At 71.0% G+C, this 24394-nt stretch carries 20 protein-coding genes; 4 read left to right on the top strand and 16 right to left on the bottom strand.

The genetic code is table 11. The annotated features are described in order from the left end of the window. Positions 1 to 29 precede the first annotated feature (29 nt). From ACIRPU_RS32430 to rsmH, 16 genes are all read right to left on the bottom strand, one after another. On the bottom strand, positions 30 to 1334 hold the full coding sequence (locus ACIRPU_RS32430) for a DivIVA domain-containing protein (RefSeq protein ID WP_403873733.1): 1305 nt from the start codon (positions 1332 to 1334) through the stop codon (positions 30 to 32). A 52-nt stretch (positions 1335 to 1386) separates the two neighbouring features. Next, a complete protein-coding gene (locus ACIRPU_RS32425; RefSeq protein ID WP_020129925.1) occupies positions 1387 to 1671 on the bottom strand; it encodes a YggT family protein in 285 nt (94 codons plus the stop codon). Positions 1672 to 1734: 63 nt separating this feature from the next. Beyond that, positions 1735 to 2376, bottom strand: a complete 642-nt coding sequence (locus tag ACIRPU_RS32420; RefSeq protein WP_054242871.1) for a cell division protein SepF — start codon at positions 2374 to 2376, stop codon at positions 1735 to 1737. Between the two features lie 128 nt (positions 2377 to 2504). After that, positions 2505 to 3224 carry a YggS family pyridoxal phosphate-dependent enzyme gene (locus ACIRPU_RS32415; protein ID WP_403873729.1) on the bottom strand — a complete coding sequence of 240 codons (720 nt, stop codon included), beginning with the start codon at positions 3222 to 3224 and terminating at the stop codon, positions 2505 to 2507. A gap of 6 nt (positions 3225 to 3230) precedes the next feature. Continuing rightward, complete coding sequence (gene pgeF, locus ACIRPU_RS32410; protein WP_384122304.1) at positions 3231 to 3959, bottom strand: peptidoglycan editing factor PgeF; 729 nt, start codon at positions 3957 to 3959, stop codon at positions 3231 to 3233. Then, on the bottom strand, positions 3956 to 5152 hold the full coding sequence (ftsZ, locus tag ACIRPU_RS32405; RefSeq protein WP_403873725.1) for a cell division protein FtsZ: 1197 nt from the start codon (positions 5150 to 5152) through the stop codon (positions 3956 to 3958). Before ftsZ ends, pgeF begins: the two co-directional genes overlap by 4 nt. A 277-nt stretch (positions 5153 to 5429) precedes the next feature. Then, entirely contained in the window at positions 5430 to 6224 is a 795-nt protein-coding gene (locus ACIRPU_RS32400) for a cell division protein FtsQ/DivIB (RefSeq protein WP_403873722.1), read from the bottom strand. Between the two features lie 27 nt (positions 6225 to 6251). After that, entirely contained in the window at positions 6252 to 7349 is a 1098-nt protein-coding gene (murG, locus tag ACIRPU_RS32395; RefSeq protein ID WP_384122306.1) for an undecaprenyldiphospho-muramoylpentapeptide beta-N-acetylglucosaminyltransferase, read from the bottom strand. A gap of 6 nt (positions 7350 to 7355) precedes the next feature. After that, positions 7356 to 8720, bottom strand: coding sequence for a putative lipid II flippase FtsW (gene ftsW, locus ACIRPU_RS32390; protein WP_355709669.1), 1365 nt, complete (start codon positions 8718 to 8720; stop codon positions 7356 to 7358). A gap of 108 nt (positions 8721 to 8828) precedes the next feature. Beyond that, complete coding sequence (murD, locus tag ACIRPU_RS32385) at positions 8829 to 10256, bottom strand: UDP-N-acetylmuramoyl-L-alanine--D-glutamate ligase (protein ID WP_403873717.1); 1428 nt, start codon at positions 10254 to 10256, stop codon at positions 8829 to 8831. After that, the gene (gene mraY / locus ACIRPU_RS32380) at positions 10238 to 11311 is read right to left on the bottom strand and encodes a phospho-N-acetylmuramoyl-pentapeptide-transferase (RefSeq protein ID WP_355709664.1); all 1074 of its coding nucleotides are present in this window, start codon (positions 11309 to 11311) and stop codon (positions 10238 to 10240) included. The genes murD and mraY overlap by 19 nt, the downstream gene beginning before the upstream one ends. After that, positions 11308 to 12723 (bottom strand): UDP-N-acetylmuramoyl-tripeptide--D-alanyl-D-alanine ligase, encoded by a 1416-nt coding sequence (murF, locus tag ACIRPU_RS32375; RefSeq protein WP_403873714.1) that lies wholly within the window; start codon positions 12721 to 12723, stop codon positions 11308 to 11310. Before murF ends, mraY begins: the two co-directional genes overlap by 4 nt. A gap of 4 nt (positions 12724 to 12727) precedes the next feature. Continuing rightward, positions 12728 to 14404, bottom strand: a complete 1677-nt coding sequence (locus ACIRPU_RS32370) for a UDP-N-acetylmuramoyl-L-alanyl-D-glutamate--2,6-diaminopimelate ligase (protein WP_403873711.1) — start codon at positions 14402 to 14404, stop codon at positions 12728 to 12730. Between the two features lie 71 nt (positions 14405 to 14475). Then, positions 14476 to 16443, bottom strand: coding sequence for a peptidoglycan D,D-transpeptidase FtsI family protein (locus ACIRPU_RS32365; RefSeq protein ID WP_403873709.1), 1968 nt, complete (start codon positions 16441 to 16443; stop codon positions 14476 to 14478). Positions 16444 to 16448: 5 nt separating this feature from the next. Further along, positions 16449 to 16994 (bottom strand): septum formation initiator family protein, encoded by a 546-nt coding sequence (locus ACIRPU_RS32360; protein WP_403873706.1) that lies wholly within the window; start codon positions 16992 to 16994, stop codon positions 16449 to 16451. Positions 16995 to 17039: 45 nt separating this feature from the next. Continuing rightward, entirely contained in the window at positions 17040 to 17996 is a 957-nt protein-coding gene (gene rsmH, locus ACIRPU_RS32355) for a 16S rRNA (cytosine(1402)-N(4))-methyltransferase RsmH (RefSeq protein ID WP_403873703.1), read from the bottom strand. Positions 17997 to 18259: 263 nt separating this feature from the next. Here rsmH and ACIRPU_RS32350 point away from each other — a divergent pair, with 263 nt between their 5' ends. The 4 genes from ACIRPU_RS32350 to ACIRPU_RS32335 all read left to right on the top strand — a co-directional run bounded on the left by ACIRPU_RS32350 (position 18260) and on the right by ACIRPU_RS32335 (position 24074). Beyond that, entirely contained in the window at positions 18260 to 18868 is a 609-nt protein-coding gene (locus ACIRPU_RS32350) for a beta-class carbonic anhydrase (protein WP_403873700.1), read from the top strand. Between the two features lie 270 nt (positions 18869 to 19138). Continuing rightward, positions 19139 to 20170 carry a MoxR family ATPase gene (locus ACIRPU_RS32345; RefSeq protein WP_355709650.1) on the top strand — a complete coding sequence of 344 codons (1032 nt, stop codon included), beginning with the start codon at positions 19139 to 19141 and terminating at the stop codon, positions 20168 to 20170. Beyond that, complete coding sequence (locus ACIRPU_RS32340; RefSeq protein ID WP_403873696.1) at positions 20170 to 21567, top strand: DUF58 domain-containing protein; 1398 nt, start codon at positions 20170 to 20172, stop codon at positions 21565 to 21567. The genes ACIRPU_RS32345 and ACIRPU_RS32340 overlap by 1 nt, the downstream gene beginning before the upstream one ends. Further along, on the top strand, positions 21564 to 24074 hold the full coding sequence (locus ACIRPU_RS32335) for a transglutaminaseTgpA domain-containing protein (protein ID WP_403873693.1): 2511 nt from the start codon (positions 21564 to 21566) through the stop codon (positions 24072 to 24074). The genes ACIRPU_RS32340 and ACIRPU_RS32335 overlap by 4 nt, the downstream gene beginning before the upstream one ends. The last annotated feature ends 320 nt before the right edge of the window (positions 24075 to 24394 follow it).

Below are 24394 nucleotides of genomic sequence, written 5' to 3'. Positions count from 1 at the left end.
TGCCGACGCCTAAGGCGTACTACAGGCCGTCAGTTGTCATCCTCGTCGATGAGGAAGCCGCGCATCGGCGAGGGAGCCTGGCCCATCGGGGAGGGGCCCTGCGGCCGTACCGGCGCCATCGGCTGGGTCATCGCCGGGGACATCTGCTGCTGCCCGCCGTAGGACGGGCCGGCCGGGTTGGGAGCACCCATGCCCGGGTTGCCGCCGTAGGACGGCGCGCCAGCCGGGGCCATGGAAGGCGCCGGGGACGGCGGCAGCGAAGCCGTGGCCGGTGTGCGCGGCGGAGCCAGGGAGTCGTCGGCCTGGGTCTCCAGCTGACGCAGCTGGGACTCGAGGTAGGACTTCAGACGCGTGCGGTACTCGCGCTCGAAGCCACGCAGGTCCTCGACCTTGCGCTCCAGCGTGGCGCGGGCGGACTCCAGGGAGCCCATCGCGACGCGGTGCTTCTCCTGCGCGTCCCGCTCCAGGGCGTCGGCCTTGGCACGGGCGTCCCGCTCGAGACCCTCGGCACGCGAACGCGCCTCACCCACGATCTTGTTGGCCTCGGAACGGGCCTCGGCGATCGCCTGGTCGGCGGTCTGCTGGGCCAGCGAGAGGACACGGGCGGCGCTGTCGCCACCGGGGCCCTGACCGGGGCCGCCCATCGGACCGCCCATGGGGCCGCCCATCGGGCCACCCATCTGCTGCTGCATGGGGTTCTGGCCACCCATCGGACCCTGGCCCATCGGACCCTGGCCCATGGGGCCCTGGCCCATCGGACCCTGACCCATCGGACCCTGACCCATGGGGCCCTGACCCATCGGACCCTGACCCATCGGACCCTGGCCCTGCGGACCACCCTGGCCACCGCCGGGACCGGCGGGCAGCTGCGGCGCACCGCTCGGCAGCTGAGGCGGGCCACCCATGGGGCCACCCATCTGCTGCTGCGGCGGGCCCGATATGCCGGCGGGCACCGGGGCGCCCGGGCCTCGCATGCCCTGCGGAGGCATCCCCTGCTGGGGCATGCCCTGCTGCTGCATACCGCCCTGCTGCATGCCACCCTGCTGCATACCGCCTTGCTGCATGCCACCCTGCTGGGGCATACCGCCCTGTTGGGGCATGCCACCCTGCTGCTGGTCCTGTTCGGGCGGCTTGCGCATGTTCTGCTGGTTCTGGGCGGCAGCGCGCGTGGCCGCGGCCAGTTTGGCCCGCAGGTCCTCGTTCTCACGAAGCAGGCGGGTCAGTTCGGCTTCGACCTCATCGAGGAAGGCATCGACCTCGTCCTCGTCATAGCCTTCTCGGAGGCGGACGGTCGTGAACTGCTTGTTCCGCACGTCCTCGGGGGTCAACGGCATCTCTTCACCTCAACGTAGTCGTCGGCATCGGCAAGACGGTAGTTCACATCGCTCACAGCCGGCTCACGATCGAGATCAGGATGTAGACGATGATCATCAGTACGAAGAAGGACAGGTCGAGCGCCACGCCCCCGAGACGCAACGGCGGGATTACCCGCCGCAGAAGCTTGAGCGGTGGATCGGTGACAGTGTAGGTGGCCTCCAGAACGACCACCATCGCCTTGCCGGGCTGCCATGAGCGGGCGAACTGGAAGACGTAGTCCATGACCAACCGGAAGATGAGCACGATGAGGAAGACCATCAGCGCGATGTAGACGACATCCAGGACCACGCTCATGTTCGGTGCTTCCCTCTCCCCTGTTCCGTGCTTCTCTGTACTGCCGTTTCCGGTTCTTGCGTCTCAGCTCTGGTTGAAGAACCCGCCCTCTGCGATGCGGGCCTTGTCCTCCGCCGTGACATCGACGTTAGCAGGCGACAACAGGAACACCTTCTGCGTCACCCGCTCGATGCTGCCGTGAAGACCAAACACCAAACCGGCCGCAAAGTCGACAAGTCGCTTCGCGTCTGTGTCATCCATCTCAGTCAGATTCATGATCACCGGGGTGCCCTCACGGAAGTGTTCCCCGATGGTACGGGCCTCGTTGTAGGTCCGGGGGTGAAGCGTGGTGATCCGGTACGGCTCTCGTTCCGACACGACCTTGGGCATGATCACCGGTGCGTTCTTCTCCAGGGACTGACGTTCTTGTGTGATGGATGCCACGGGCGCGATGCGCGCCGGACGCCCGGATTCCGCACCCAGCGAAGCGGAACGAGCCACCGGCTCACGCTGCGCCGGCGGCTGCACGATTCGCACCTCTTCATCCCTTTGGGACTGATGTGCACCATGTGACTGGTGGGACGGCTCATGCCGTCGGTGGTCCCGCTCGGGCTCAGGGTCGAGCTCGGGTTCGAAGTCGTCGTCGGGGTCGAATCCCCGGCCGTCGTACCCATCGTCCTCCACGAGGCCGAGGTAGACCGCCATCTTGCGCATCGCGCCGGCCATTCTCTGAGTCCTCCGCTCTGTGGTGGATCGACTTTCAACTGCCAAGTCCCGCGATCCACGTGGCCCTTGTGTCCGCCCTTCGGCGGTAATGACCATATTTTCTGCTGTGGTCCGACTTCCTGGCGACGTTACCCGAGCCTGGGGCGGACTCCGAGTACCGCAGTGCCGACGCGTACATGTGTCGCTCCGGCCGCCACGGCCTCCTCGAGGTCCGCACTCATCCCTGCCGACACCATGTTCGCAGCAGGATGGGTCCGGCGCAGGTCAGTCGACAAATCCATCAACCGCCCGAAGGCCTCGCGTTGGCGACCGGCGTACTCCCCGGTCAGAGGTGCGACGGTCATCAGTCCGTCAAGCCGCAGCCCCGGCGACCCGGCGACCAGAGCGGCCAACTCCTCGACACCGCCCGGAGCCACCCCGCCCCGCTCACCCCGCTCGCTCGCCCCCGCGTCGAGCGCCACCTGCAGCAGACAGCCCACCTCGCGCCCGGCCCGCACGGCCTCCTTCGACAGAGCCGTCACCAGCCTGGCCCGGTCGACGGACTGCACGACGTCCGCGTAACCGACGACGGAGCGCACCTTGTTGGTCTGCAACTGGCCGACGAAATGCCACCGCAGCGGCAGCCCGGCGCACTCGGCCGCCTTGGGCGCCGCGTCCTGGTCCTTGTTCTCGGCGACATGGCGCACACCGAGTTCCGCCAGCAGACGCACATCGCTCGCCGGGTAGGTCTTGGTGACCACGATCAGGGTCACCTCGTCCCGCTCGCGGCCCGCGGCCGCGCATGCGGCGGCGATCCGCTCCTCCACCTTCGCCAGGTTTGTGGCGAGTTCACGCTTACGGTCCGTCATGCCCCATCAGTCCAACCAGACATATCCCGCGAGTCGCCCCGTGGAGCGGTCGCGGCGATACGAGAAGTGATCGTTCGACTCCCGTGTGCACACCGGCGACCGTTCCCGGTCGCGCACCCCGAGCCGGTCGAGCTGCGCGTGCACCCCGGCGATCACGTCGACGGCGGGAGTGCCCCAGCTCGTCTCGGCGCTCGCCGCCGGCTCGACGGCGGCCACCTCGGCGCGCATCGCGTCCGGCACTTCGTAGCACCGCCCGCACACGGCGGGTCCGGTGCGGGCGACGATCCGGGAGGGGTCGGCGCCGAGCGACTTCATCGCGTCGACCGCGGCGGGCACGATCCCCTTGACCATGCCGGGCCGCCCGGCGTGGGCGGCCGCGACCACCCCGGCGACGGGGTCGGCGAGCAGTACGGGCACGCAGTCCGCCGTCAGCACGGCGAGGGCGAGTCCACGGGTCGCGGTCACCAGACCGTCGACCGGCGGGGCGAGCGGAGTGGTCCACGGCCCGTCGACCTCGGCGACGTCATTGCCGTGCACCTGGTTCATCCAGACGACCAGGCCGGGGTCCAGGCCCAGCGACTTGGCGGCCAGTTCACGATTGGCGCGTACGGCGTCGGGGTCGTCGCCGACCGCTCCGCCGAGATTGAGCTCCTCATACGGAGCGGCGCTCACCCCGCCCCACCGGTCGGTGAAGGCGAAGTGCGCGCCGCTCGCGCTCTCGCGCTGTCCTATCACTTCAGGAAGTCCGGCACGTCCAGCTCCTCGGCCGCGCTGTCCGAGTAGGACCGCGACGACGGCACCGGCGGCGAGACCGTGAGGTCGGCCACCGGCTCGGGCGCCGGCTGCGGGTCCTCCTTGGGGGTCACGCTGCCGAGCGAGCCGAAGGACGGCCGGCTCTCGGGCTGCCGTACCGGAGTGGGCTCCTCGCGGCGTGCCGAGGACGAGGTCGACCCCATGACGGTCTCCCGGCGGGCCGGGGGCTGCCCCCCGTCGAAGCCGGCCGCGATGACCGTGACCCGTACCTCGTCACCGAGGGCGTCGTCGATGACCGCGCCGAAGATGATGTTGGCCTCGGGGTGCGCGGCCTCGCTGACCAGCTGGGCGGCCTCGTTGATCTCGAACAGGCCGAGGTCGGAGCCGCCGGAGATGGAGAGCAGGACGCCCCGGGCGCCGTCGATGGAGGCCTCCAGGAGCGGCGAGGAGATCGCCATCTCGGCGGCGGCCACCGCGCGGTCGTCGCCGCGGGCCGAGCCGATGCCCATGAGGGCCGAACCGGCCTCGGACATGACCGACTTGACGTCGGCGAAGTCGAGGTTGATCAGACCGGGGGTGGTGATGAGGTCGGTGATGCCCTGGACACCGGAGAGCAGGACCTGGTCGGCCGACTTGAAGGCGTCGAGGACCGAGACCTGGCGGTCCGAGATGGAGAGCAGTCGGTCGTTGGGGATGACGATGAGGGTGTCGACCTCTTCGCGGAGTTCGGCGATGCCGTCCTCCGCCTGGTTGGCGCGGCGCCGGCCCTCGAAGGTGAAGGGTCGGGTGACCACGCCGATGGTGAGGGCGCCGAGGTTGCGTGCGATGTTGGCCACGACGGGCGCGCCGCCGGTGCCGGTGCCACCGCCTTCGCCGGCCGTCACGAAGACCATGTCGGCCCCCTTGAGGACCTCCTCGATCTCCTCGCGGTGGTCCTCGGCCGCCTTCCGGCCCACGGCCGGGTTGGCGCCGGCGCCGAGTCCGCGCGTGAGTTCACGGCCGACGTCGAGCTTGACGTCGGCGTCGCTCATCAACAGCGCCTGCGCGTCGGTGTTGATGGCGATGAACTCGACGCCCTTGAGACCGACCTCGATCATCCGGTTGATGGCATTGACACCACCGCCGCCGACACCGATGACTTTGATGACTGCGAGGTAGTTCTGCGGTGCTGCCACGTCGAAGGCCTCTCGCCTCGAGTTACGTGTCGTCGCCTCGCAGGTGATGCGATCCGACGACTGATGCCGAATGGGGCGGTCCGTTTCGCCGACCCGAACCCTAACGCTGAAGTTTAGGGTTACCAGTGTGTCCGTTCCTTGGAGTCTTCTGAACAGGACACTAAGTCGACAAGTGGCGCCCGTTCAACGAACACGCCGAACCTCCCGTTTTTCTTTTCACCCTATGTGATCAGCCGTGTCACTGCCCAACCAGGGTGCTGGCCTGCGCGGATGTGCGTCAACTCCCCGCTGACGCAGGGGCGGTGGGAGCGCTGACGTCGAAGTGCCGCGCAGCCGGAGCGGCTTTCATGAGAGCGGTGAGTGTACGACCCTTCGCGGCCGCCTTCTCGGCACTTCCCCACGCGACCGTGCGGCCGCCGCTCAGCTCCAGCGAGATGTCGTCGTAGGAACGGACCTTGACGACCCGGGTGGCCCGCGCGACGGCGGTGGGCAGGGAACCGGCGGCCTTCACCGCCTCCCGGACCAGCCGGGCCTCGCCGAAGCGGCGCAGGCTCGCGGCGGCCGAACGGGACGAGGAGACGGCCATTTCCAGTAGCGGGACGCCTTTCGGAGCTTCGGAAACCGTGGCGAAACGGACGCCTTCGTCGTCCACCTCCACGAAGTTCGTCCCCTTTCGCACCAGCAGAACCGGCGTGCGCTCTGTCACTTTCAGGCCGATTCCATGGGGCCACGAACGCACCACGTCGACCGAGTGGATCCGGGGGAATTCCGTGCGCAGCCGGGCCTCGATCGCGTCGATGTCGACCGAGACCAACGGCGATCCGACCGGCACGGCGGCGGCTGCACGCACCTGCTGCGGTGTCAGCACCTGCGTGCCGGACACGGAGACACGCTCCACGCGCAGCCACTGCGAGCCGTACAGCACCCAGCCGGTGCCCGCGCCGAGGAGCACGACGGCCAACGCGAGAATGATGATCGTACGAAGTCGGCGCGGCCCCAACCACCGGACGAGGGGCGGGCCGGACGACTCCTGCTGGCGTGCACCGCGCTCGGCGGTGGCGGATCCGGCCACGCTCCCTGCCCTTTCGTTCAAACGTGCCTAACGGCGTGCACGGGAGGCGGCGATCGCCTCGTACACCATGCCGACGAGCAGCTCGTCGGCGTCCCTGCGGCCGAACTCGCTGGCGGCGCGGGACATCTCGTACAGACGGTGCGGGTCGGCGAGGACGGGCAGGACGGTCTCCCGGACCCACTCGGGGGTCAGTTCCGCGTCGTCGACCAGCAGTCCGCCGCCCGCCTTGACCACCGGCTGGGCGTTCAGCCGCTGTTCGCCGTTGCCGATGGGCAGCGGGACGTAGGCGGCCGGGAGCCCGACGGCGGAGAGTTCGGCGACGGTCATCGCGCCCGCGCGGCACAGCATCATGTCGGCAGCGGCGTACGCGAGGTCCATCCGGTCCACGTACGGTACCGGGATGTAGGGGGGCATCCCCGGCATCTGCTGCACCTGCGGCAGTTCGTTCTTCGGGCCGACCGCGTGCAGGATCTGGATGCCGGCCTGCTGGAGCCAGGGCGCGACCTGCTGGACGACCTCGTTGAGGCGGCGGGCGCCCTGTGAACCGCCGGAGACCAGCAGGGTGGGCAGGTTGGGGTCGAGCCCGAACACGTGCCGGGCCTCGGGGCGCATGGCCGCGCGGTCCAGGGTGGCGATGGAGCGGCGCAGCGGGATGCCGATGTAGCGGGCGTCCCGCAGCTTGCTGTCGGGCGTGGAGACGGCGACCCGGGCCGCGTAGCGCGAGCCGATCTTGTTGGCCAGGCCGGGGCGCGCGTTCGCCTCGTGGACGACGATCGGGACGCCGAGGCGCTTGGCGGCCAGATAGCCGGGCAGCGCCACGTAACCGCCGAAGCCGACGACGGCGTCCGCCTTGGTGCGCTCCAGGATCTGCTCGGCGGCCTTGATCGTGCCGCGCAGCCGGCCCGGGACGGTGATCAGTTCAGGGGTGGGCTTGCGCGGCAGCGGGACGGCGGGGATCAGCGCGAGGTCGTAGCCCCGCTGCGGAACGAGCGTGGTCTCCAGGCCGCGCTCCGTGCCCAGTGCCGTGATCCCCACAGTGGGGTCCTGCCTGCGCAGGGCGTCCGCGAGGGCGAGCGCGGGCTCGATGTGGCCGGCGGTCCCCCCACCAGCGAGTACGACATGCACCGAAATTCACCGCTCTCCGGACGGACGCGCCGCCGAGGCACGCCGTCGCATCGTGTTCCATCTCCGGGGGCTCCGGTCGAACGTGGAGCCCCTGGCCCCCCGCTTTCTACCAAAGCGGGGGTGCCGCATCGCAAGCGCGGCCCGCGCACCGGGCTCGTCGCGTGCGAAAGCGATGAGCAGCCCGATGGCGAACATGGTCGGCAGCAGGGCGGAACCCCCGTAGGAGAACAGCGGGAGCGGGACGCCGGCGATCGGCAGCAGGCCGAGCACCGCACCGATGTTGATCACCGCCTGAGCGGTGATCCAGGTGGTCACGCCTCCCGCGGCATACCTCACGAAGGGGTCCTCCGTGCGTCCGGCCACGCGGATACCCGCATAGCCTAGAGCCGCGAACAGGGCGAGTACCGACAGCGTCCCCGCGAGGCCCAGTTCCTCACCGGTGACGGCGAAGATGAAGTCGGTGTGAGCTTCGGGGAGTTGGCCCCATTTCTCCACACTCGCACCCAGTCCCGAGCCGAAGATACCGCCGGAGGCCAGGGCGTAGATCCCGTGCACGGCCTGCCAGCAGGCATCGCCGGGGCCCGGGTCGGTCGCGCCGATGCACTGGAGCCGGGCCATCCGGTTCGGGCTGGTCTTGATGAGGATCACACCCAGGGTGGCGGCGATCGACAGCACCCCGACGAAGAGCCGGGTGGGCGCCCCCGCCAGCCACAGCAGTCCGAACAGGATCGCCGTCAGGATGATCGCCGTGCCCATGTCGCCGCCGAGCATGATCAGCCCGAGCAGCATGAACGCGACCGGCACCAGCGGCACCAGCATGTGCTTCCACTGCGCGAGCAGCTTCTTGTCCTGTTTGCGGGCGAGCAGATCGGCGCCCCACAGCACCAGCGCGAGCTTGCCGAACTCGCTGGGCTGGATCTGGAAGGAGCCGCCGAGCGAGATCCAGTTCTGGTTGCCGTTGACCGACATCCCTATCCCCGGCACCTGCACCAGCGCCATCATGAAGACGGCGCCCGCGAGGATGGGGTAGGCGAGGCCCCGGTGCAGTTTCACCGGCATCCGGGAGGCGACCAGCAGCAGCGCGGCCCCGATGGAGGCGGCCAGGAACTGTTTGCGGAAGAAGAACGATCCCGGCAACGACATCTGGAGCGCGGTGATCTGGGAGGCCGAGTAGACCATCACGAGGCCCAGGACGGTGATCAGCAGGCTGCCGCCGAAGATCAGGTAGTAGGCCGTCAGCGGCCGGTCCCAGGCCTTCTGCGCACGCGTGCGGAGCCGCCGTACGGGGTTGTCGCGGGGCGGGCGGGAGGCTCCAGCGGGTCTGCGGACGGTCCGCTGGACAGGCGGACGCCCGGTACGGCTACCGGGCATCCGCTGCTCCCCGGTGCGCGGCGCGAGCGCTGCGCTCGGCTGCCGCGCCGTACGTCGGCCGTGACGGTCCCACGCGTCCCTCCCAAGGTCGCCCGGCAGGCGGCCGGGTCAGGTTCCGAGTTCGCCAACCGCCTGGGCGAACAGGTCACCGCGCTGGTTGTAGTTGACGAACATGTCCATGGAGGCGCAGGCCGGGGCGAGGAGCACCGTGTCGCCTTCGACGGCGAGGCGCCGAGCCTCCTGGACAGCCGCGAGCATCGCCCCAGTGTCCGTCCGGTCGAGGTCGACGACGGGTACTTCCGGGGCGTGTCGCGCCAGGGCTTCACGGATCAGGGCGCGGTCGGCGCCGATGAGCACCGCCGCGCGAAGCCGCTTCGCCGACTTGGCGACCAGCTCGTCGAAGGTGGCGCCCTTCGCCAGTCCGCCCGCGATCCAGACGATCGACTCGTAGGCCGCCAACGAGGCTTGTGCCGCGTGCGTGTTGGTCGCCTTGGAGTCGTCGATGTACGCGACGCCGTCCACGTCCGCCACGTGGGCGATGCGGTGGGCGTCCGGCGTGAAGGCCCGCAGGCCGTCCCGTACGGCCTTGGCGGGCACCCCGAAGGCGCGGGCGAGGGCCGCCGCCGCAAGGGCGTTGGCGATGTTGTGCGGGGCGGGCGGGTCGACGTCGGAGACCTCGGCGAGCTCCTGGGCGTTCTGCTGCCGGTTCTCGACGAAGGCGCGGTCGACCAGGATGCCGTCCACGACGCCGAGTTGGGACGGCGCGGGGGCGCCGAGGGTGAAGCCGACGGCCCGGCAGCCCTCCTCGACGTCCGCCTCCCGCACCAGGTCCTCGGTGGCCTTGTCGGCGACGTTGTAGACGCAGGCGATCTGATTGCCCTCGTAGACGCGGCCCTTGTCCTTGGCGTACGCCTCCATGGAGCCGTGCCAGTCGAGGTGGTCGGGGGCGAGGTTCAGGACCGCGGCCGAGTGGGCGCGCAGGGAGGGCGCCCAGTGCAGCTGGTAGCTGGAGAGCTCCACGGCGAGGACGTCGTACGGCTCCTCACCGAGGACGGCGTCCAGCAGGGAGACACCGATGTTGCCGACGGCCGCCGTGCGCAGGCCGGCCGCCTTCAGGATCGACGCCAGCATCTGGGTGGTGGTCGTCTTGCCGTTGGTGCCGGTGACGCACAGCCAGGGGGCGGCCTTCCGGCCGTCCAGTTCCCTGAGCCGCCAGGCGAGTTCGACATCGCCCCAGACCGGTACCCCGGTCGCGTGGGCGGCCGTGAACAGCGGCTTGTCGGGCTTCCAGCCGGGTGCGGTGACGACGAGTTCGGTGCCCTGCGGCAGGGTCGCCCCGTCACCGAGGCGCACGGTGACGCCCAGCGCCTCCAGCTCGGCGGCCTGCTCACGCGCGCGTGCGTCGTCGCCGTCGTTGACGACGGTGACCTTCGCGCCGAGCCCGTGCAGCACCTTGGCCGCCGGGATGCCGGAGACGCCGAGCCCGGCGACGGTGACGTTCTTCCCCTGCCAGTCGGTCACTTGTCCGCTGCCCATCCCGCGTAGAAGATGCCCAGTCCGACGATCACACAGATGCCCTGAATGATCCAGAAACGGACCACGACCAGGACTTCGGACCAGCCCTTGAGTTCGAAGTGGTGCTGGAGTGGCGCCATCCGGAAGACGCGCTTGCCGGTGAGCTTGAAGGAGCCGACCTGGATGACCACCGACATGGTGATCAGCACGAACAGGCCGCCCAGCAGGGCGATCAGCAGCTCGGTGCGGGAGCAGATCGCGAGACCCGCGAGCACGCCGCCCAGCGCCAGCGAACCGGTGTCGCCCATGAAGATCTTGGCCGGCGAGGTGTTCCACCACAGGAAGCCGAGGCAGGCGCCCATCAGCGCCGAGGCGATGACCGCGAGGTCCAGCGGATCGCGTACCTCGTAACAGGCGCTGGGGTTGGTCAGGGTCTCGCCGTTGGCGCAGGACTCCTGGAACTGCCAGACGCCGATGAACGTGTAGGCGCCGAAGACGAGGACGGAGGCGCCGGTGGCGAGGCCGTCCAGACCGTCCGTCAGGTTCACGCCGTTGGACATCGCGAGGATCATGAACAGCGCCCAGACGACGAACAGCACCGGGCCGATCGTCCAGCCGAAGTCCGTGATGAACGACAGCTTCGTGGAGGCCGGGGTGTTGCCGCGCGAGTCGGAGAACTGGAGCGAGAGCACCGCGAAGGAGATGCCGACGATCAGCTGGCCGGCCATCTTCGCCTTGGCCCGCAGACCCAGCGAACGCCGCTTGACGATCTTGATGTAGTCGTCGAGGAACCCGACCAGACCCATACCGCACATCAGGCCCAGCACCAGCAGACCGGAGTAGGTCGGCGGCTTGCCCGTGATGACCTTGGACAGGAAGTACGCCGCGACCGTCGCGAAGATGAAGGCGATGCCGCCCATGGTCGGCGTACCGCGCTTGCTGGCGTGCTCGCGCGGGCCGTCGTCGCGGATGTACTGGCCGTAGCCCTTGCGCGCCAGCAGCTTGATCAGCAGCGGCGTGCCGCCCAGCGTCAGGAAGAGGCCGATCACACCCGCGAACAGGATCTGATTCATCATCGGGCGGCGACCTCACCCTCGGTGCCGGTCGCGAGCAGCGCCTGCGCGACGCTCTCGAGGCCGACCGAACGGGACGCCTTCACGAGCACGACGTCCCCCGGGCGCAACTCGCTGCGCAACAGGTCGACCGCCGCCTGTGCGTCGGACACGTGCACCGACTCCTCACCCCACGAACCCTCGTTATATGCGCCCAGTTGCAGCCAGGCGGCTTCCCTGCCCCCGACCGCGACGAGCTTGCCGACATTGAGCCGGACGGCGAGCCGTCCGACCGCGTCGTGCTCGGCGAGCGCCTCGTCCCCGAGCTCGGCCATCTTGCCGAGCACCGCCCACGTCCGGCTCCCCTTGCCCATGGCCGCGAGCGCGCGCAGAGCGGCTCGCATGGACTCGGGGTTCGCGTTGTAGGCGTCGTTGACGATCGTCACGCCGTCCGGGCGCTCGGTGACCTCCATCCGCCAGCGGGAGAGGGAGCCCGCCTCGGAGAGCGCGGTGGCGATCTCTTCCGCGGACATGCCCAGCTCATGGGCGACGGCGGCCGCTGCGAGCGCGTTCGACACGTGGTGCTCACCGTACAGGCGCATGGTCACGTCGCTGCACCCGGAGGGTGTGTGAAGGCTGAAGGCGGGCTGTCCGCTGTCCGTGAGTCGCACGTTCTCGGCCCGAACGTCCGCTTCGCCGGACTCTCCGAAAAAGACCGTCTTCGCCTTCGTACGGGAGGCCATGGCCCGCACCAGCGGGTCGTCGGCGTTGAGGATCGCGACCCCGCCCGCACCGGCCGGCGGCAGACTCTCGACGAGCTCGCCCTTTGCCTGTGCGATCTGTTCGCGGCCGCCGAACTCGCCGATGTGCGCGGTGCCGACGTTGAGGACGAGGCCGATCTTCGGGGGCGTCAGTCCGGCGAGGTAGCGGATGTGGCCGATCCCGCGGGCGCCCATCTCGAGCACGAGGAACTTCGTCTCCTCGGTCGCGGACAGGGCGGTCAGGGGCAGCCCGATCTCGTTGTTGAGCGAGCCCGGTGTGAAGACGGTGGGCGCCTTGCGCCGCAGGACCTGCGCGATGAGGTCCTTGGTGCTGGTCTTGCCGGCCGAGCCGGTGAGCGCGACGAGGGTCGCGCCGAGCTTCTGTACGACGTGCCGGGCGAGGGCGCCCAGCGCCGTCTGGACGTCGTCCACGACGATCGCGGGGACGCCGACGGGGCGCGAGGCCAGTACGGCCGCCGCACCGGCCTCGACGACCGCGGCCGCGTAGTCGTGGCCGTCCGCGCGTTCGCCGACGAAGGCGACGAAGAGGCTTCCGGGCACCACTTCCCGGGAGTCCCGGACGACCGGTCCGGTGACTTCCGCGGACGGATCCGGTATGTCGTACGTCTGCCCGCCGACGACTGCTGCGATCTCGGCGAGGGAGAGGGCGATCACAAGTTCATCCCTGGGTCTGCTGGATAGCTTCGCGAAGCACCTGGCGGTCGTCGAACGGACGGACCACCCCGGCGATGTCCTGGCCCTGCTCGTGGCCCTTGCCCGCGACCAGCACGGTGTCCCCGGCGTGCGCGCGGGCGACGACCGCGGCGATCGCGGCGGCCCGGTCCTCGAACAACAGGACGTCACCGCGCTCGTGCGCGGGCACCGACGCAGCGCCCTGGAGCATCGTCGCGAGGATCGCGAGGGGGTCCTCGGAGCGGGGGTTGTCGGAGGTCAGTGCGGCGGTGTCGGCGAGCCGGGCCACGGCGGCGCCCATCGGGACGCGCTTGGTGCGGTCCCGGTCACCGCCGCAGCCGAGGACGACGTGCAGCCGGCCCTTGGTGACCTTGCGCAGCGCCTTCAGGACCGACTCGACGGCGTCCGTCTTGTGGGCGTAGTCGACGACCGCGAGGAAGCCCTGCCCCGCGTCCACGCGCTCCAGCCGGCCCGGCACGCCCGGCACCGCGGCGACACCGTCGGCGGCGGTCCGCGGGTCGATGCCGGCGGCGGCGAGGGAGACGATCGCGGCGAGGGTGTTCGCGACGTTGAAGGAACCCGGCAGCGGCGCCCTGGCGGCGACCCGCACTCCGTCCGGGCCCACGACGGTGAACGTCGAGTCCATCGGACCGATCTCGACGTCGACCGCGCGCCAGTCGGCGTCCGGGTGCCCCTCGGCGGAGAAGCTGACGACCGGGACCTCCGCCTCCCGGATCAGCCGGCGGCCGTACTCGTCGTCGAAGTTGACCACACCGAGTTTGCTGCGTTTCCGTGTGAACAGCTGCGCCTTGGCCTGGAAGTAGTCCTCCATGCCGGAGTGGAACTCCATGTGCTCCGGGCTGAGGTTGTTGAAGACGGCGATGTCGAAGACGCAGCCGTCGACCCGGCCGAGGACCAGGGCGTGGCTGGAAACCTCCATGGCGACCGCCTCGACACCGCGCTCGCGCATGACCGCGAACAGCGCCTGGAGGTCGGTGGCTTCGGGGGTGGTGCGCTCGGACTTGATCCGCTCGTCGCCGATGCGCATCTCGACGGTGCCGATCAGTCCGGTGGACCTGACCGGCTTGAGGCCGCCCTCGATGAGATACGCGGTGGTGGTCTTGCCGGAGGTTCCGGTGATGCCGATCTGGAGCAGGTCGCGGCCCGGAGCGCCGTAGATCGTGGCCGCCAGTTCGCCCATCCGTCCGCGCGGGTCGTCGACCGCCAGGACCGGCAGGCCGGTCGCGGCGGCGCGTTCCGCGCCCGTGGGGTCGGTCAGGACGGCGACCGCGCCCAGGCCCGCGGCCTGGGTGACGAAGTCGGCGCCGTGCAGGCGGGCGCCCGGCAGGGCGGCGTACAGGTCGCCGGGACGGACCGCGCGCGAGTCGTGGGTGATGCCCGTGACCTCGGCGGCGGTGCTCTCCGGCTGCTCGGCACCCAGTTGATCGGCGAGCTCCGCGAGGGGTGTGGCGGAGACCTGGGCCGGTCGCGGCGGTCCCGGATATGTCACGGAAGCGCCCTTCTGGGTGGTTTGGAACTGATCAGCGTGTGGCACGGCGGTGAGCGTACCGGGCGCACCCGCCTGCGGGCGAAGCGAGGGCGGGGCCGCGGACGGGGAAGCGGGCGGTGCGGGGTTCCCGGGCTCGGGAGTGATCATGGTCACGGGCTGGTTCCTGGCTTGTTCGGCGCTGAACAGTGACGGGACGGGGGTCGGAGGCGGGCGGTGCGGGACGGTCAGGGGGTGAAGGTGACCGGGAGGTTCGCGGCCTTGGCGCCGGTCGGTGGGATCTGGAGGGTCTTCAGGGCGAACTCCATGACCTGCTTGAAGACGGGACCGCAGATCTGGCCGCCGAAGTAGCTGCCCTTGGTGGCGTTCTGGATGGCGCAGTACACGGTGACCCGGGGGTTGTCGGCGGGCGCGAACCCGGCGAACGACGAGGTGTATCCCTTGTAGGTACCGGTGGCCGGATCCACCCGGTTGGCGGTACCGGTCTTGCCCGCGACGCGGTACCCGGGGATACGCGCCTTGGCGCCCGTGCCCTCCTGGTCGTCCACGACCGACTCCAGCATCTGGGCGAGGGTCTTCGCCGTCTTCTGGCTGACGACGCGGGTCTTCGCGGGCGCCTCGGCGGGACTGAAGCGTCCGTCCGGGCCCTTGGTGCCACGCACCAGGGTGGGCTCGACGCGGACCCCGCCGTTGGCGATCGTCGAGTACACCGAGGCCGCCTGGAGCGCGTTGAGGGACATGCCCTGCCCGAAGGGGATCGTGTACTGCTGCGAGGTCGACCACTTGCCGGGCTGGGCCAGGATGCCCTTCGTCTCGCCCGGGAAGCCGAGGCCGGTCTGGCTGCCGATGCCGAACTTGCGCAGGTACGAATAGAGCACCTGGTTGGTCTCGGTCTGTGTCTTGCCGAGCTGGCCGGTGGCCAGGATGGTGCCGATGTTGCTGGACTTGGCGAGCACGCCGTTGAGCGTGAGGTACCAGGTGGGGTGGTCGATGTCGTCCTGGAAGAGCCGGTCGCCGCGGTGCAGCCGGTTGGGCACGGTGACATGCGTCAGCGGTGTGGCGGCGTTCTCCTCCAGCACCGCGGCCATCGCCATGACCTTGGCCGTGGAGCCGGGTTCGTAGGCGTCCTGGACGGAGGCGTTGCCCATGTCCGCGGAGTCGGCCTGCGAGAGGTCGTTGGGGTCGAAGCCGGGCGAGTTGGCCATGGCGAGGATCTCGCCGGTGCGGTTGTCCTGGACGATGACGTAGCCGCGGTCCGCCTCGGACTCCTCCACCTGCTCGGTGATGGCGTTCTGCGCGGCCCACTGGATGTCCCGGTCGATCGTCAGCTCGACGTCGGAACCGGGCACCGCGGGGGTCTCCGTGGAGCCCACGGTGGGCACCTGGCGGCCGCCGGACTGGGCGTAGCGGATCTTGCCGTCCTCGCCGGTCAGGGTCGAGTTCAGCTGCTGCTCGACACCGCCGCCGCCCTTGCCGTCGGCGTTGACCCAGCCCAGTATCCCGGCGGCGAGGTTCCCGTTCGGGTACACCCGCTTGCTGCTGGGCACGGAGAACACGCCGGCGAGGACGTTGACGGTGGCGCTGTCCGTCTCCGCCTTGGTGGACAGGGCGGACCTCAGGTCCTTGATCTGCTTCCAGACCTGCGGGGTCTGCCGGCCGGCCAGCTTGACGTAGCGCAGGCCCGCGTCCTTCGGCCGCAGCTTCCTGACGAGCGCGGACTGCTCCTGGCCCAGGATCGGCGCGAGGAGGGCGGCCGCCTGCTCGGGGGCGTCGTCGACCTTCAGCTGCCCGCGCGTGAACATCGTGGGGTCGGCCGTGATGTCGTAGGCGTCCACGCTGGTCGCGAAGGCCACGCCGGTGCGGTCGGTGATCTCGCCGCGCTCGGCGGCCAGCACCTGGCCGACGTACCGGTTCTGCTCGGCCTTGGCGGTGTAGGCGCTCGCGTCGACGGCCTGCACCTGGAGGAGCCGGACGACGAAGGCGATCAGCACCAGGGCCAGCGCGAGGCCGACCATCCGCAGGCGGGGGCGGGGGTTGCCGAGGCGGATGACACGCGCGGCCGCCTGGCGTGGAGGGGGCGCGGTCGGGCGGCGGGCGGGACGGGCGCCGGGGCCCGGGCGCCGCTGGGCGGACACGGGGCGGGAGGGCCGGGCGGGGCCGGGCACGCGCCGGCGCGGCGGTTCCCTGTCGGACACTTCCGTCACCTGCCGGGGGTCTCGGGGATGGCTTCGGTCGGGGCGGCGCTCGGGGCCGGGGGCTCGGTCGGCTCGGAAAGGGTGCTCGGCGTGGGCGTCACGGTGGACGACGACGCCTGATCCGTCCGGGAGAGCGGGATGGCCTCCGGCGGCCGTACGGCGGCCGGAGCGTCCTCCAGGGACTGCTGGGCGGCGGCCGAGGGCACGCCCTTCACGGTGCCGTCGGGGTCCAGGAAGACCGGGTCCCCGCCGGGGACCATGCCGAGTTCACGCGCGCGGCGCTGGAGGGCGTCGGGGGCGGAGTAGGAGTCGATGTCCCGCTGGAGCGCCTGCTGCTCGTCGGTGAGGCTCTTGGTGTCCTTCTGGAGGTCGTCCATCTTGAACGAGCCCTCGCTGAGCGCGGAGTTCAGCACGAGCAGTCCGATGAGACCGCCGCCCAGGAGGAGGACGACGAGGAGGACGAACGGCGTACGGGCCGCCTGCCGCGGGCCGGCCGGGAAAAGCCGCGCGAGCCGGGCGGCCCTCCCCTTCAGTTCGGGTTTCCTACTCACTCGGCCTCCCCCGGGTCGGAACTCCGAACCCTCGGCTCACGCCCGTCATTCGATGGACTCCCTGATTCGCTCGGCCCCGCGCAGGCGCGCCGGGGTGGCACGCTTGTTCTCGGCGATCTCTTCCTCGGTGGGAAGTTCGGCACCGCGGGTGAGCAGCTTGAGCCGGGGCTGATAGCGCTCGGGGACGACCGGCAGCCCGGCCGGCGCGGTGTTGGCGGCGCCGGCCGCGAACACCTGCTTCACGAGCCGGTCTTCGAGCGAGTGGTACGACAGGACGGCGATCCGCCCGCCCACGTCGATCGCCTCCACCGCCGCCGGGATCGCCCGCTCCAGGACGGAGAGTTCGCCGTTGACCTCGATGCGCAGCGCCTGGAAGGTGCGCTTGGCGGGGTTGCCGCCGGTGCGCTTGACCGCCTGGGGAAGGGCGGCCCGGATCAGCTCGACGAGCCGCGCGCTGTTGGTGAACGGCTCCTTGTCGCGCTCGCGCACCACCGCGGAGACGATCCGCTTGGCCTGCTTCTCCTCGCCGTACGCCCGCAGGATCCGCACCAGTTCACCGGGCGGGTACGTGTTGAGGACCTCGGCGGCGCTGACGCCGGTCGTCTGGTCCATCCGCATGTCGAGCGGGGCGTCCTGGGCGTAGGCGAAGCCGCGGTCGGCCTCGTCGAGTTGCATGGAGGAGACGCCGAGGTCGAACAGGACGCCCTGCACGCGCGCGATGCCGAGCCGCTCCAGTACGTCGGGCAGCTCGTCGTAGACGGCGTGCACGAGGGTGGCGCGGTCGCCGAACGGGGCGAGGCGCTCACCGGACAGGCGCAGCGCCTCCTTGTCACGGTCGAGGGCGACGAGCCGGACCTCGGGGAACTGCGTCAGCAGGGCCTCGCTGTGGCCGCCGAGGCCGAGCGTGCAGTCGACCACCACCGAGCCCGGCCGCTGCAGGGCGGGGGCCAACAGGTCCAGGCACCGCTGGAGCATCACCGGGACGTGTCGACTGTGACTCAAGGGGCCCTCTCAGATCCGGCGGGTGTACGCATCGCCGGGTCCCCGCCCCCTGAGGAAGGGAAGGCCTGCCGGCGCCGCGGGGAGATCTCCGGCGGCCGGGCCGGGGTCTCACGGGGTTCAGTCCAGCAGGGAGATCGTCGCCTCCCGCTTCGCGTCACTTTAGTCCACGGTGTCTCGCGGTCAATCAACCGGCCTGTGCGGCGCGGCCCGACGGGAGGCCCCCTGCCCGCCTCCTCTGTGGCTTACCTCACAAAGAGCACGTGATGACACTCTTTTTCCGTTCTCACAGCAGGCCCACAAGGCACGTGACCAGTACCGTCATGGGTATGACGACTTCTGCATCGGTTCCCGCACGGCCCGAAGGCGCCATAACCGACGACACCGTCACGGACCGCCTCGTCGAGGCGAACGAGCGGTACGCGGCCGCCTTCTCCGACCCCGGCATGGATGCCCGCCCCGTTCTGCACGTCGCGGTCGTGGCCTGCATGGACGCCCGCCTCGACCTGCACGCGGCGCTCGGCCTCGAACTCGGCGACTGCCACACCATCCGCAATGCCGGCGGTGTGGTCACCGACGACGTGATCCGCTCGCTCACCATCAGCCAGCGCAAGCTGGGCACGCGCAGTGTCGTCCTCATCCACCACACCGGCTGCGGCCTCGAGGCGATCACCGAGGACTTCCGCACCGAGCTGGAGATGGAGGTCGGCCAGCGTCCGGCCTGGGCGGTGGAGGCCTTCCGGGACGTCGACCAGGACGTACGGCAGTCGATGCAGCGGGTGCGCACCTCACCGTTCCTGTTGCACGCCGACGACGTGCGCGGCTTCGTGTTCGACGTGAAGACGGGCCTGCTGCGCGAGGTCGACCCCGCGTAGTCGCTCCCGCGGCCCTGTGCGACCGTTCACGGACGCCGTCGTTCGCTGTCGTTTCGCTGTTGATTTCCGCACCTCGGACGCCCAGATAGTCATAACACCGACATATCGCGGACAGTTGTCCACAGGCGAGTGACACGAATCGGTAACGGCAGCAAGAATGCGGGTGTGACGTCACGCTGAGCAGTTCAGGCACGGCGTCCGTGATTCGGGGTGGGCCGGTTTGCCGCACAGAGCGTCGGCCCGGAGAAAGTTTGGGCCGAGGAGGGCCGGGTGACGACCTATGACGAGCGAGCGAGCCTCACAGATCTGACCGCCACTGCGGAGCGTGTCCGCAGTTCGGTGGAGGGAGTGATCGAGGGCAAGCCCGAGGTCGTACGGCTTTCGCTGACCGTGCTCCTCGCCGAGGGGCATCTGCTGATCGAGGACGTGCCGGGCGTCGGCAAGACGATGCTCGCCAAGGCGCTGGCGAAGTCCATCGACTGCACGGTGCGCCGTATCCAGTTCACACCCGACCTGCTGCCCTCGGACATCACCGGGGTGTCCATCTGGGACCAGCAGCGCCGGGAGTTCGAGTTCAAGCCGGGCGCGATCTTCTCGCAGATCGTGATCGGCGACGAGATCAACCGCGCCTCGCCCAAGACGCAGTCGGCGCTCCTGGAGTCGCTGGAGGAACGCCAGGTCACCATCGACGGGACGACCTACGAGCTGCCCAGTCCGTTCATGGTGGTGGCCACCCAGAACCCGGTCGAGATGGAGGGCACCTACCCGCTGCCCGAGGCCCAGCGCGACCGCTTCATGGCCCGTGTCTCCATCGGCTACCCGAGCCCGGAGGCCGAGCTCCAGATGCTCGACGTCCACGGCGGGGTCAGCCCGCTGGACGACCTCCAGCCGGTCGCGCACGCCCACGAGATCGTGAAGCTGATCGACGCCGTCCGCGGTGTCCACGTCGCCGACTCGGTCCGTCGCTACGCGGTCGACCTGGTCTCCGCCACGCGCAGCCACCCGGACCTCAGACTCGGCGCCTCCCCGCGCGCGACGCTGCACCTGGTGCGCGCGGCCAAGGCGACCGCCGCCCTCAGCGGCCGGGACTACGCGCTCCCGGACGACGTGCAGAACCTCGCCGTGGCCGTCCTGGCCCACCGTCTGCTGCCCACCGCGCAGGCGCAGCTGAACCGTCGCACGGCGGAGCAGGTCGTCGAGGAGATCATCCAGCGCACCTCGGTGCCCGCGACCCCCCAGCAGCACGGGTACGGACTGGGCCATGGCACACAGGCGTACGGCCAGCAGTCGCGGAGGCTGTGATGGCCGCCGGCGGCGCCGGGCGGCCGTCCACGGGCCACGGGGGGCAGGGCGAGAAGGGCGGCGCACGCACGGCCCTGGCCGGTCTGACCACCCGCGGCCGTTCCTTCCTCGCCGCCGGCATCGCGGCCGCCATCTGCGCCTATGTGCTCGGACAGCCCGACCTGCTGCGGGTCGGGCTGCTGCTGGCCGCGCTGCCGCTGATCTGCGCGGCCGTCGTCTACCGCACCCGCTACCGGGTCGCCGGCAGCCGTCGGCTCTCTCCCGCGCGGGTGCCCGCCGGCAGCGAGGCCCGGGTCCACCTGCGGATGGACAACGTCTCGCGGCTGCCCACCGGCCTGCTGATGCTCCAGGACCGGGTGCCGTACGTGCTCGGACCGCGCCCCCGCTTCGTCCTGGACCGGGTCGAGGCGGGCGGCCGGCGCGAGGTGTCCTACCGGGTCCGCTCCGACCTGCGCGGCCGCTATCCGCTGGGCCCGCTCCAACTGCGCCTGAGCGATCCCTTCGGCATGTGCGAACTCACCAGGGCCTTCTCCACCTACGACACGCTGACGGTGATACCGCGCGTCGAGCCGCTGCCCCCGGTCCGCCTGAGCGGCGAGGCCAAGGGGTACGGCGACGGACGGCAGCGCTCGCTGGCGCTGGCCGGCGAGGACGACGTGATCCCGCGCGGCTACCGCTACGGCGACGACCTGCGCCGGGTGCACTGGCGTCTGACCGCCCGCTACGGCGAGCTGATGGTGCGCCGCGAGGAGCAGCCGCAGCGCTCTCGCTGCACGGTGCTGCTGGACACCCGGGGCCTCGCCTACCAGGGCGCGGGCCCGGATTCCGCCTTCGAATGGGCGGTCTCGGGCGCCGCGTCAGTGCTGGTGCACATGCTGGAGCGGGGCTTCTCGGTGCGGCTGCTGACGGACACGGGCAACTCGGTGCCCGGAGAGGGCTCCGACGGGTTCGCCGGCGCGAGCCAGGAGTCGGCGGACGCGGCCGGGCTGATGATGGACACCCTCGCGGTGGTCGACCACTCCGACGGCACGGGTCTGTCCCGGGCGTACGACGTGCTGCGCGGCGGCAACGAGGGACTGCTGGTGGCCTTCCTCGGCGACCTCGACGAGGAGCAGGCGGCGGTGGCCGCGAAGATGCGCCAGCGCAGCGGAGGCGCGGTCGCCTTCCTGCTGGACGGCGACAGCTGGACGGGTGAACCGAACGGCGTGCCCGATCCGATGAACAGGCGGGAGGAGCGGCTGCGGATGCTGCGCGAGGCGGGCTGGACGGCCCTGAGCGTGCCGCGGGGTGCTCCGCTGAACGAATTGTGGCGCCAGGCGGACCGCGAGCGGGCGGGCGTGATGACGGGGAGCGGGATGACGGGGAGCGGGACGAGCGGCGGGGAGGGATGGTCATGAGCGGGCGGGCCCGACTGACGCTGTGCTCGGCGGCGGCGACGCTGCTGGCCTCGTGCGCCCTGCTGCCCCTCGTCACCCCGGCGACATGGCTCCTCCAGGCGGCGTTCCTGCTGACCATCCAGTCCGGGGTGGGCGCGGCGACCCGGCGCGTGCCGCTGGCCCGGCCGTTGACCGTGGCCGCCCAGGCCCTGGTCACGCTGGCGCTGCTGACCCTGCTCTTCGCCCGGGAACACGCCCTGGTCGGCCTGATCCCCGGCCCGGAGGCCTTCCGTCACTTCGGCGACCTGCTCCAGACGGGCACCGACGACGTGAGCCGGTACGCGATCCCGGCTCCGCTGTCCGACGGCATCCGGCTGATGGTGATCGGCGGGGTGCTGGTCATCGGTCTGGCGGTGGACACCCTCGCGGTGACCTATCGCAACGCGGCCCCGGCCGGCCTGCCGCTGCTGGCGCTGTACTCGGTCGCCGCCGGCCTGTCCGAAGGGGTGACGGACTGGCTGTGGTTCCTGGTCGCCGCGGCCGGCTATCTGATGCTGCTGCTCGCCGAGGGCCGGGAGCGGCTCTCGCAGTGGGGCCGGGTCTTCGGCGGGGCGCCGCGCGGTCCCGGCGGACAGCCCGGCCCGGTGGCGCCGGTGCGCACCGGCCGCCGCATCGGCATGGCCGCGCTGGGCGTCGCCCTGGTGGTGCCGCTCCTGCCGCTGCCGGCGATACAGGGCGGCCTGCTGGACGGAGCGGGCACCGGCGTGGGCGCGGGCAACGGCAGCGGGGGCACGATCTCCGCGGTCAACCCGCTGGTGTCACTGCGCGACAGCCTGAACGTGGACGAGGACCGCACGGTCCTGACCCTGCGCACCACCACCAGCAACCTCTCGGACATGTACCTGCGCATCGTGTCGCTGGACGACTTCGACGGCACGACGTGGAAGCCGGCGAAGCGTCACATCGTCGCCGTGCCGGACGAGTTTCCCTCGCCCACCGGCCTGGGCCGGGACGTCAAGCGCACGGAGGTCACGACCCGGATCGCGGCCGCCGCCGGTTACGGCCAGGACTGGCTTCCGATGCCGTATCCGCCCAGCAGCGTGCAGATCAAGGGCAACTGGCGGTACGAGCCGGTCGGCATGACCCTGGTCGGCGACCACGGCCAGAAGACCAGCGGCAAGACGTACCAGGTGACGAGCCTCGACGTGCAGCCGACGGCGGAGCAACTGGCCTCGGCGCCCGAGGCGCCCGGCTCGGTGAAGAGCACCTACACCAAGGTCCCGGACTCCCTCCCCGCGGTGGTGGCACGACAGGCCCGGGAGATCACCAAGGGCGCCACCAGCGACTACGAGAAGGCCGTCGCGCTCCAGGACTACTTCGCGGTGACGGGCGGCTTCGAGTACGACACCGAGGTCGAGGTCGGCAGCGGTCCGGGCGCGATCGCCCGCTTCCTGAAGGACAAGCAGGGCTTCTGCGTCCACTTCTCGTTCGCGATGGCCGCGATGGCCCGCACGCTGGGCATACCGGCGCGGGTCGCGGTGGGCTTCGCGCCGGGTTCCCCGCAGGCGGACGGTTCGGTGGCGGTGGGTCTGAAGGACGCGCACGCCTGGCCGGAGCTGTACTTCGAGGGCGTCGGCTGGACCCGCTTCGAGCCGACCCCCACCCGGGGCACGACGCCCACGTACACGCTGCCGGACAGCTCGGGCGAGGCCGTGCCGGACCTGCCGCAGGCCACCCGCTCGGCGGACGCGGCGCCTTCGACCGAGCCCTCGGCGAGCACCAGCTGCTCGGCCCAGGACAAGAAGCTCGAGGGCTGCGCCGCCGCGCTGCCGCTGGACCCGACGGAGCAGGACGGCGGCGGTACCCCCTGGTACGAGGTCGCCGGATGGACGCTGCTGGGAACCGCGGCACTCGCCCTGCCGCTGCTGCCGATGCTGTGGCGGCTGAGACGGCGCTCGGTGCGGCTGGCGTCCGCCCAGCACTCCGCGTCCTCGCCCGCCGGGGCACCCCCGGGCGGACGCAAGAACGGCGGCGCCCGGCAGCCGGGCGACCCCGCTCCCGCGGTGTTGCTGGACGTGCCGCCGCAGGAAGCCGGTGAGGCGGCCGTCGGGCAGGTGCTGGCGGTGTGGCGCGAGCTCACCGACACGGCCTGGGACTACGGCATCGAGCCGGACGACGCGCTGACCCCGCGGCGGGCCGCCGCGCGGATCGTCCGGATCGCGGAGCTGGACGAGACGGTGGGCCGTTCGGTGCACCGGGTCGCGGGCGCCGTGGAGCAGGTGCTGTTCGCTCCGGAGCCGAGGGCCGAGGCCGGCCTGGTGGACGACGTGCGCAAGGTGCGGGAGGCCCTGCGCGAGGGGGTCGGCTGGACCACGCGCGTGCGCGCCGTCGTGGCGCCGCGTTCGGCCATCCGCGCGGTCTGGGACCTCAACGACCGCTGGACGGCCCTCAAGGCGTCCTGGGCGGCCCGTCTGGCGACTCTCGTGCGCCGGCCGTCCGGGCAGCAGGGCCAACAGCAGGGCGGCTGAGCCGGAGCAGAGGGGCCGAGCCGGCGTCCAGGTGGCGCCGAGCTCGGCCCGAGCAAGACCTGAGCGGAGACCGAGCACGGGCCGAGCAGTGACCGAGCACGAGCCGAGCAGGGCACAGCACTGCAGGGCCCGGCCCGTGCCGGGGTGGGGCTGCGCAGGGGTGGGGCTGCGCAGGGGCCCGTAGGAGTTCTGCCAGGGCCGGGGAAGCGCGTGGCTGTGACGGCACAACGTTGAGGGGGGGGCCCCCCCCCCCGGGGGGGGGGCCCCCCCCCGCCGGGGGCGGGGGGGGGGGGGGGGGGGGGGGTTTACGCCCCGGCGGG

The sequence above is a fragment of the Streptomyces sp. NPDC102259 genome (assembly GCF_044766465.1).
Lineage (GTDB): Bacteria > Actinomycetota > Actinomycetes > Streptomycetales > Streptomycetaceae > Streptomyces.
This window is presented reverse-complemented; position numbering and strand designations above follow the sequence as displayed.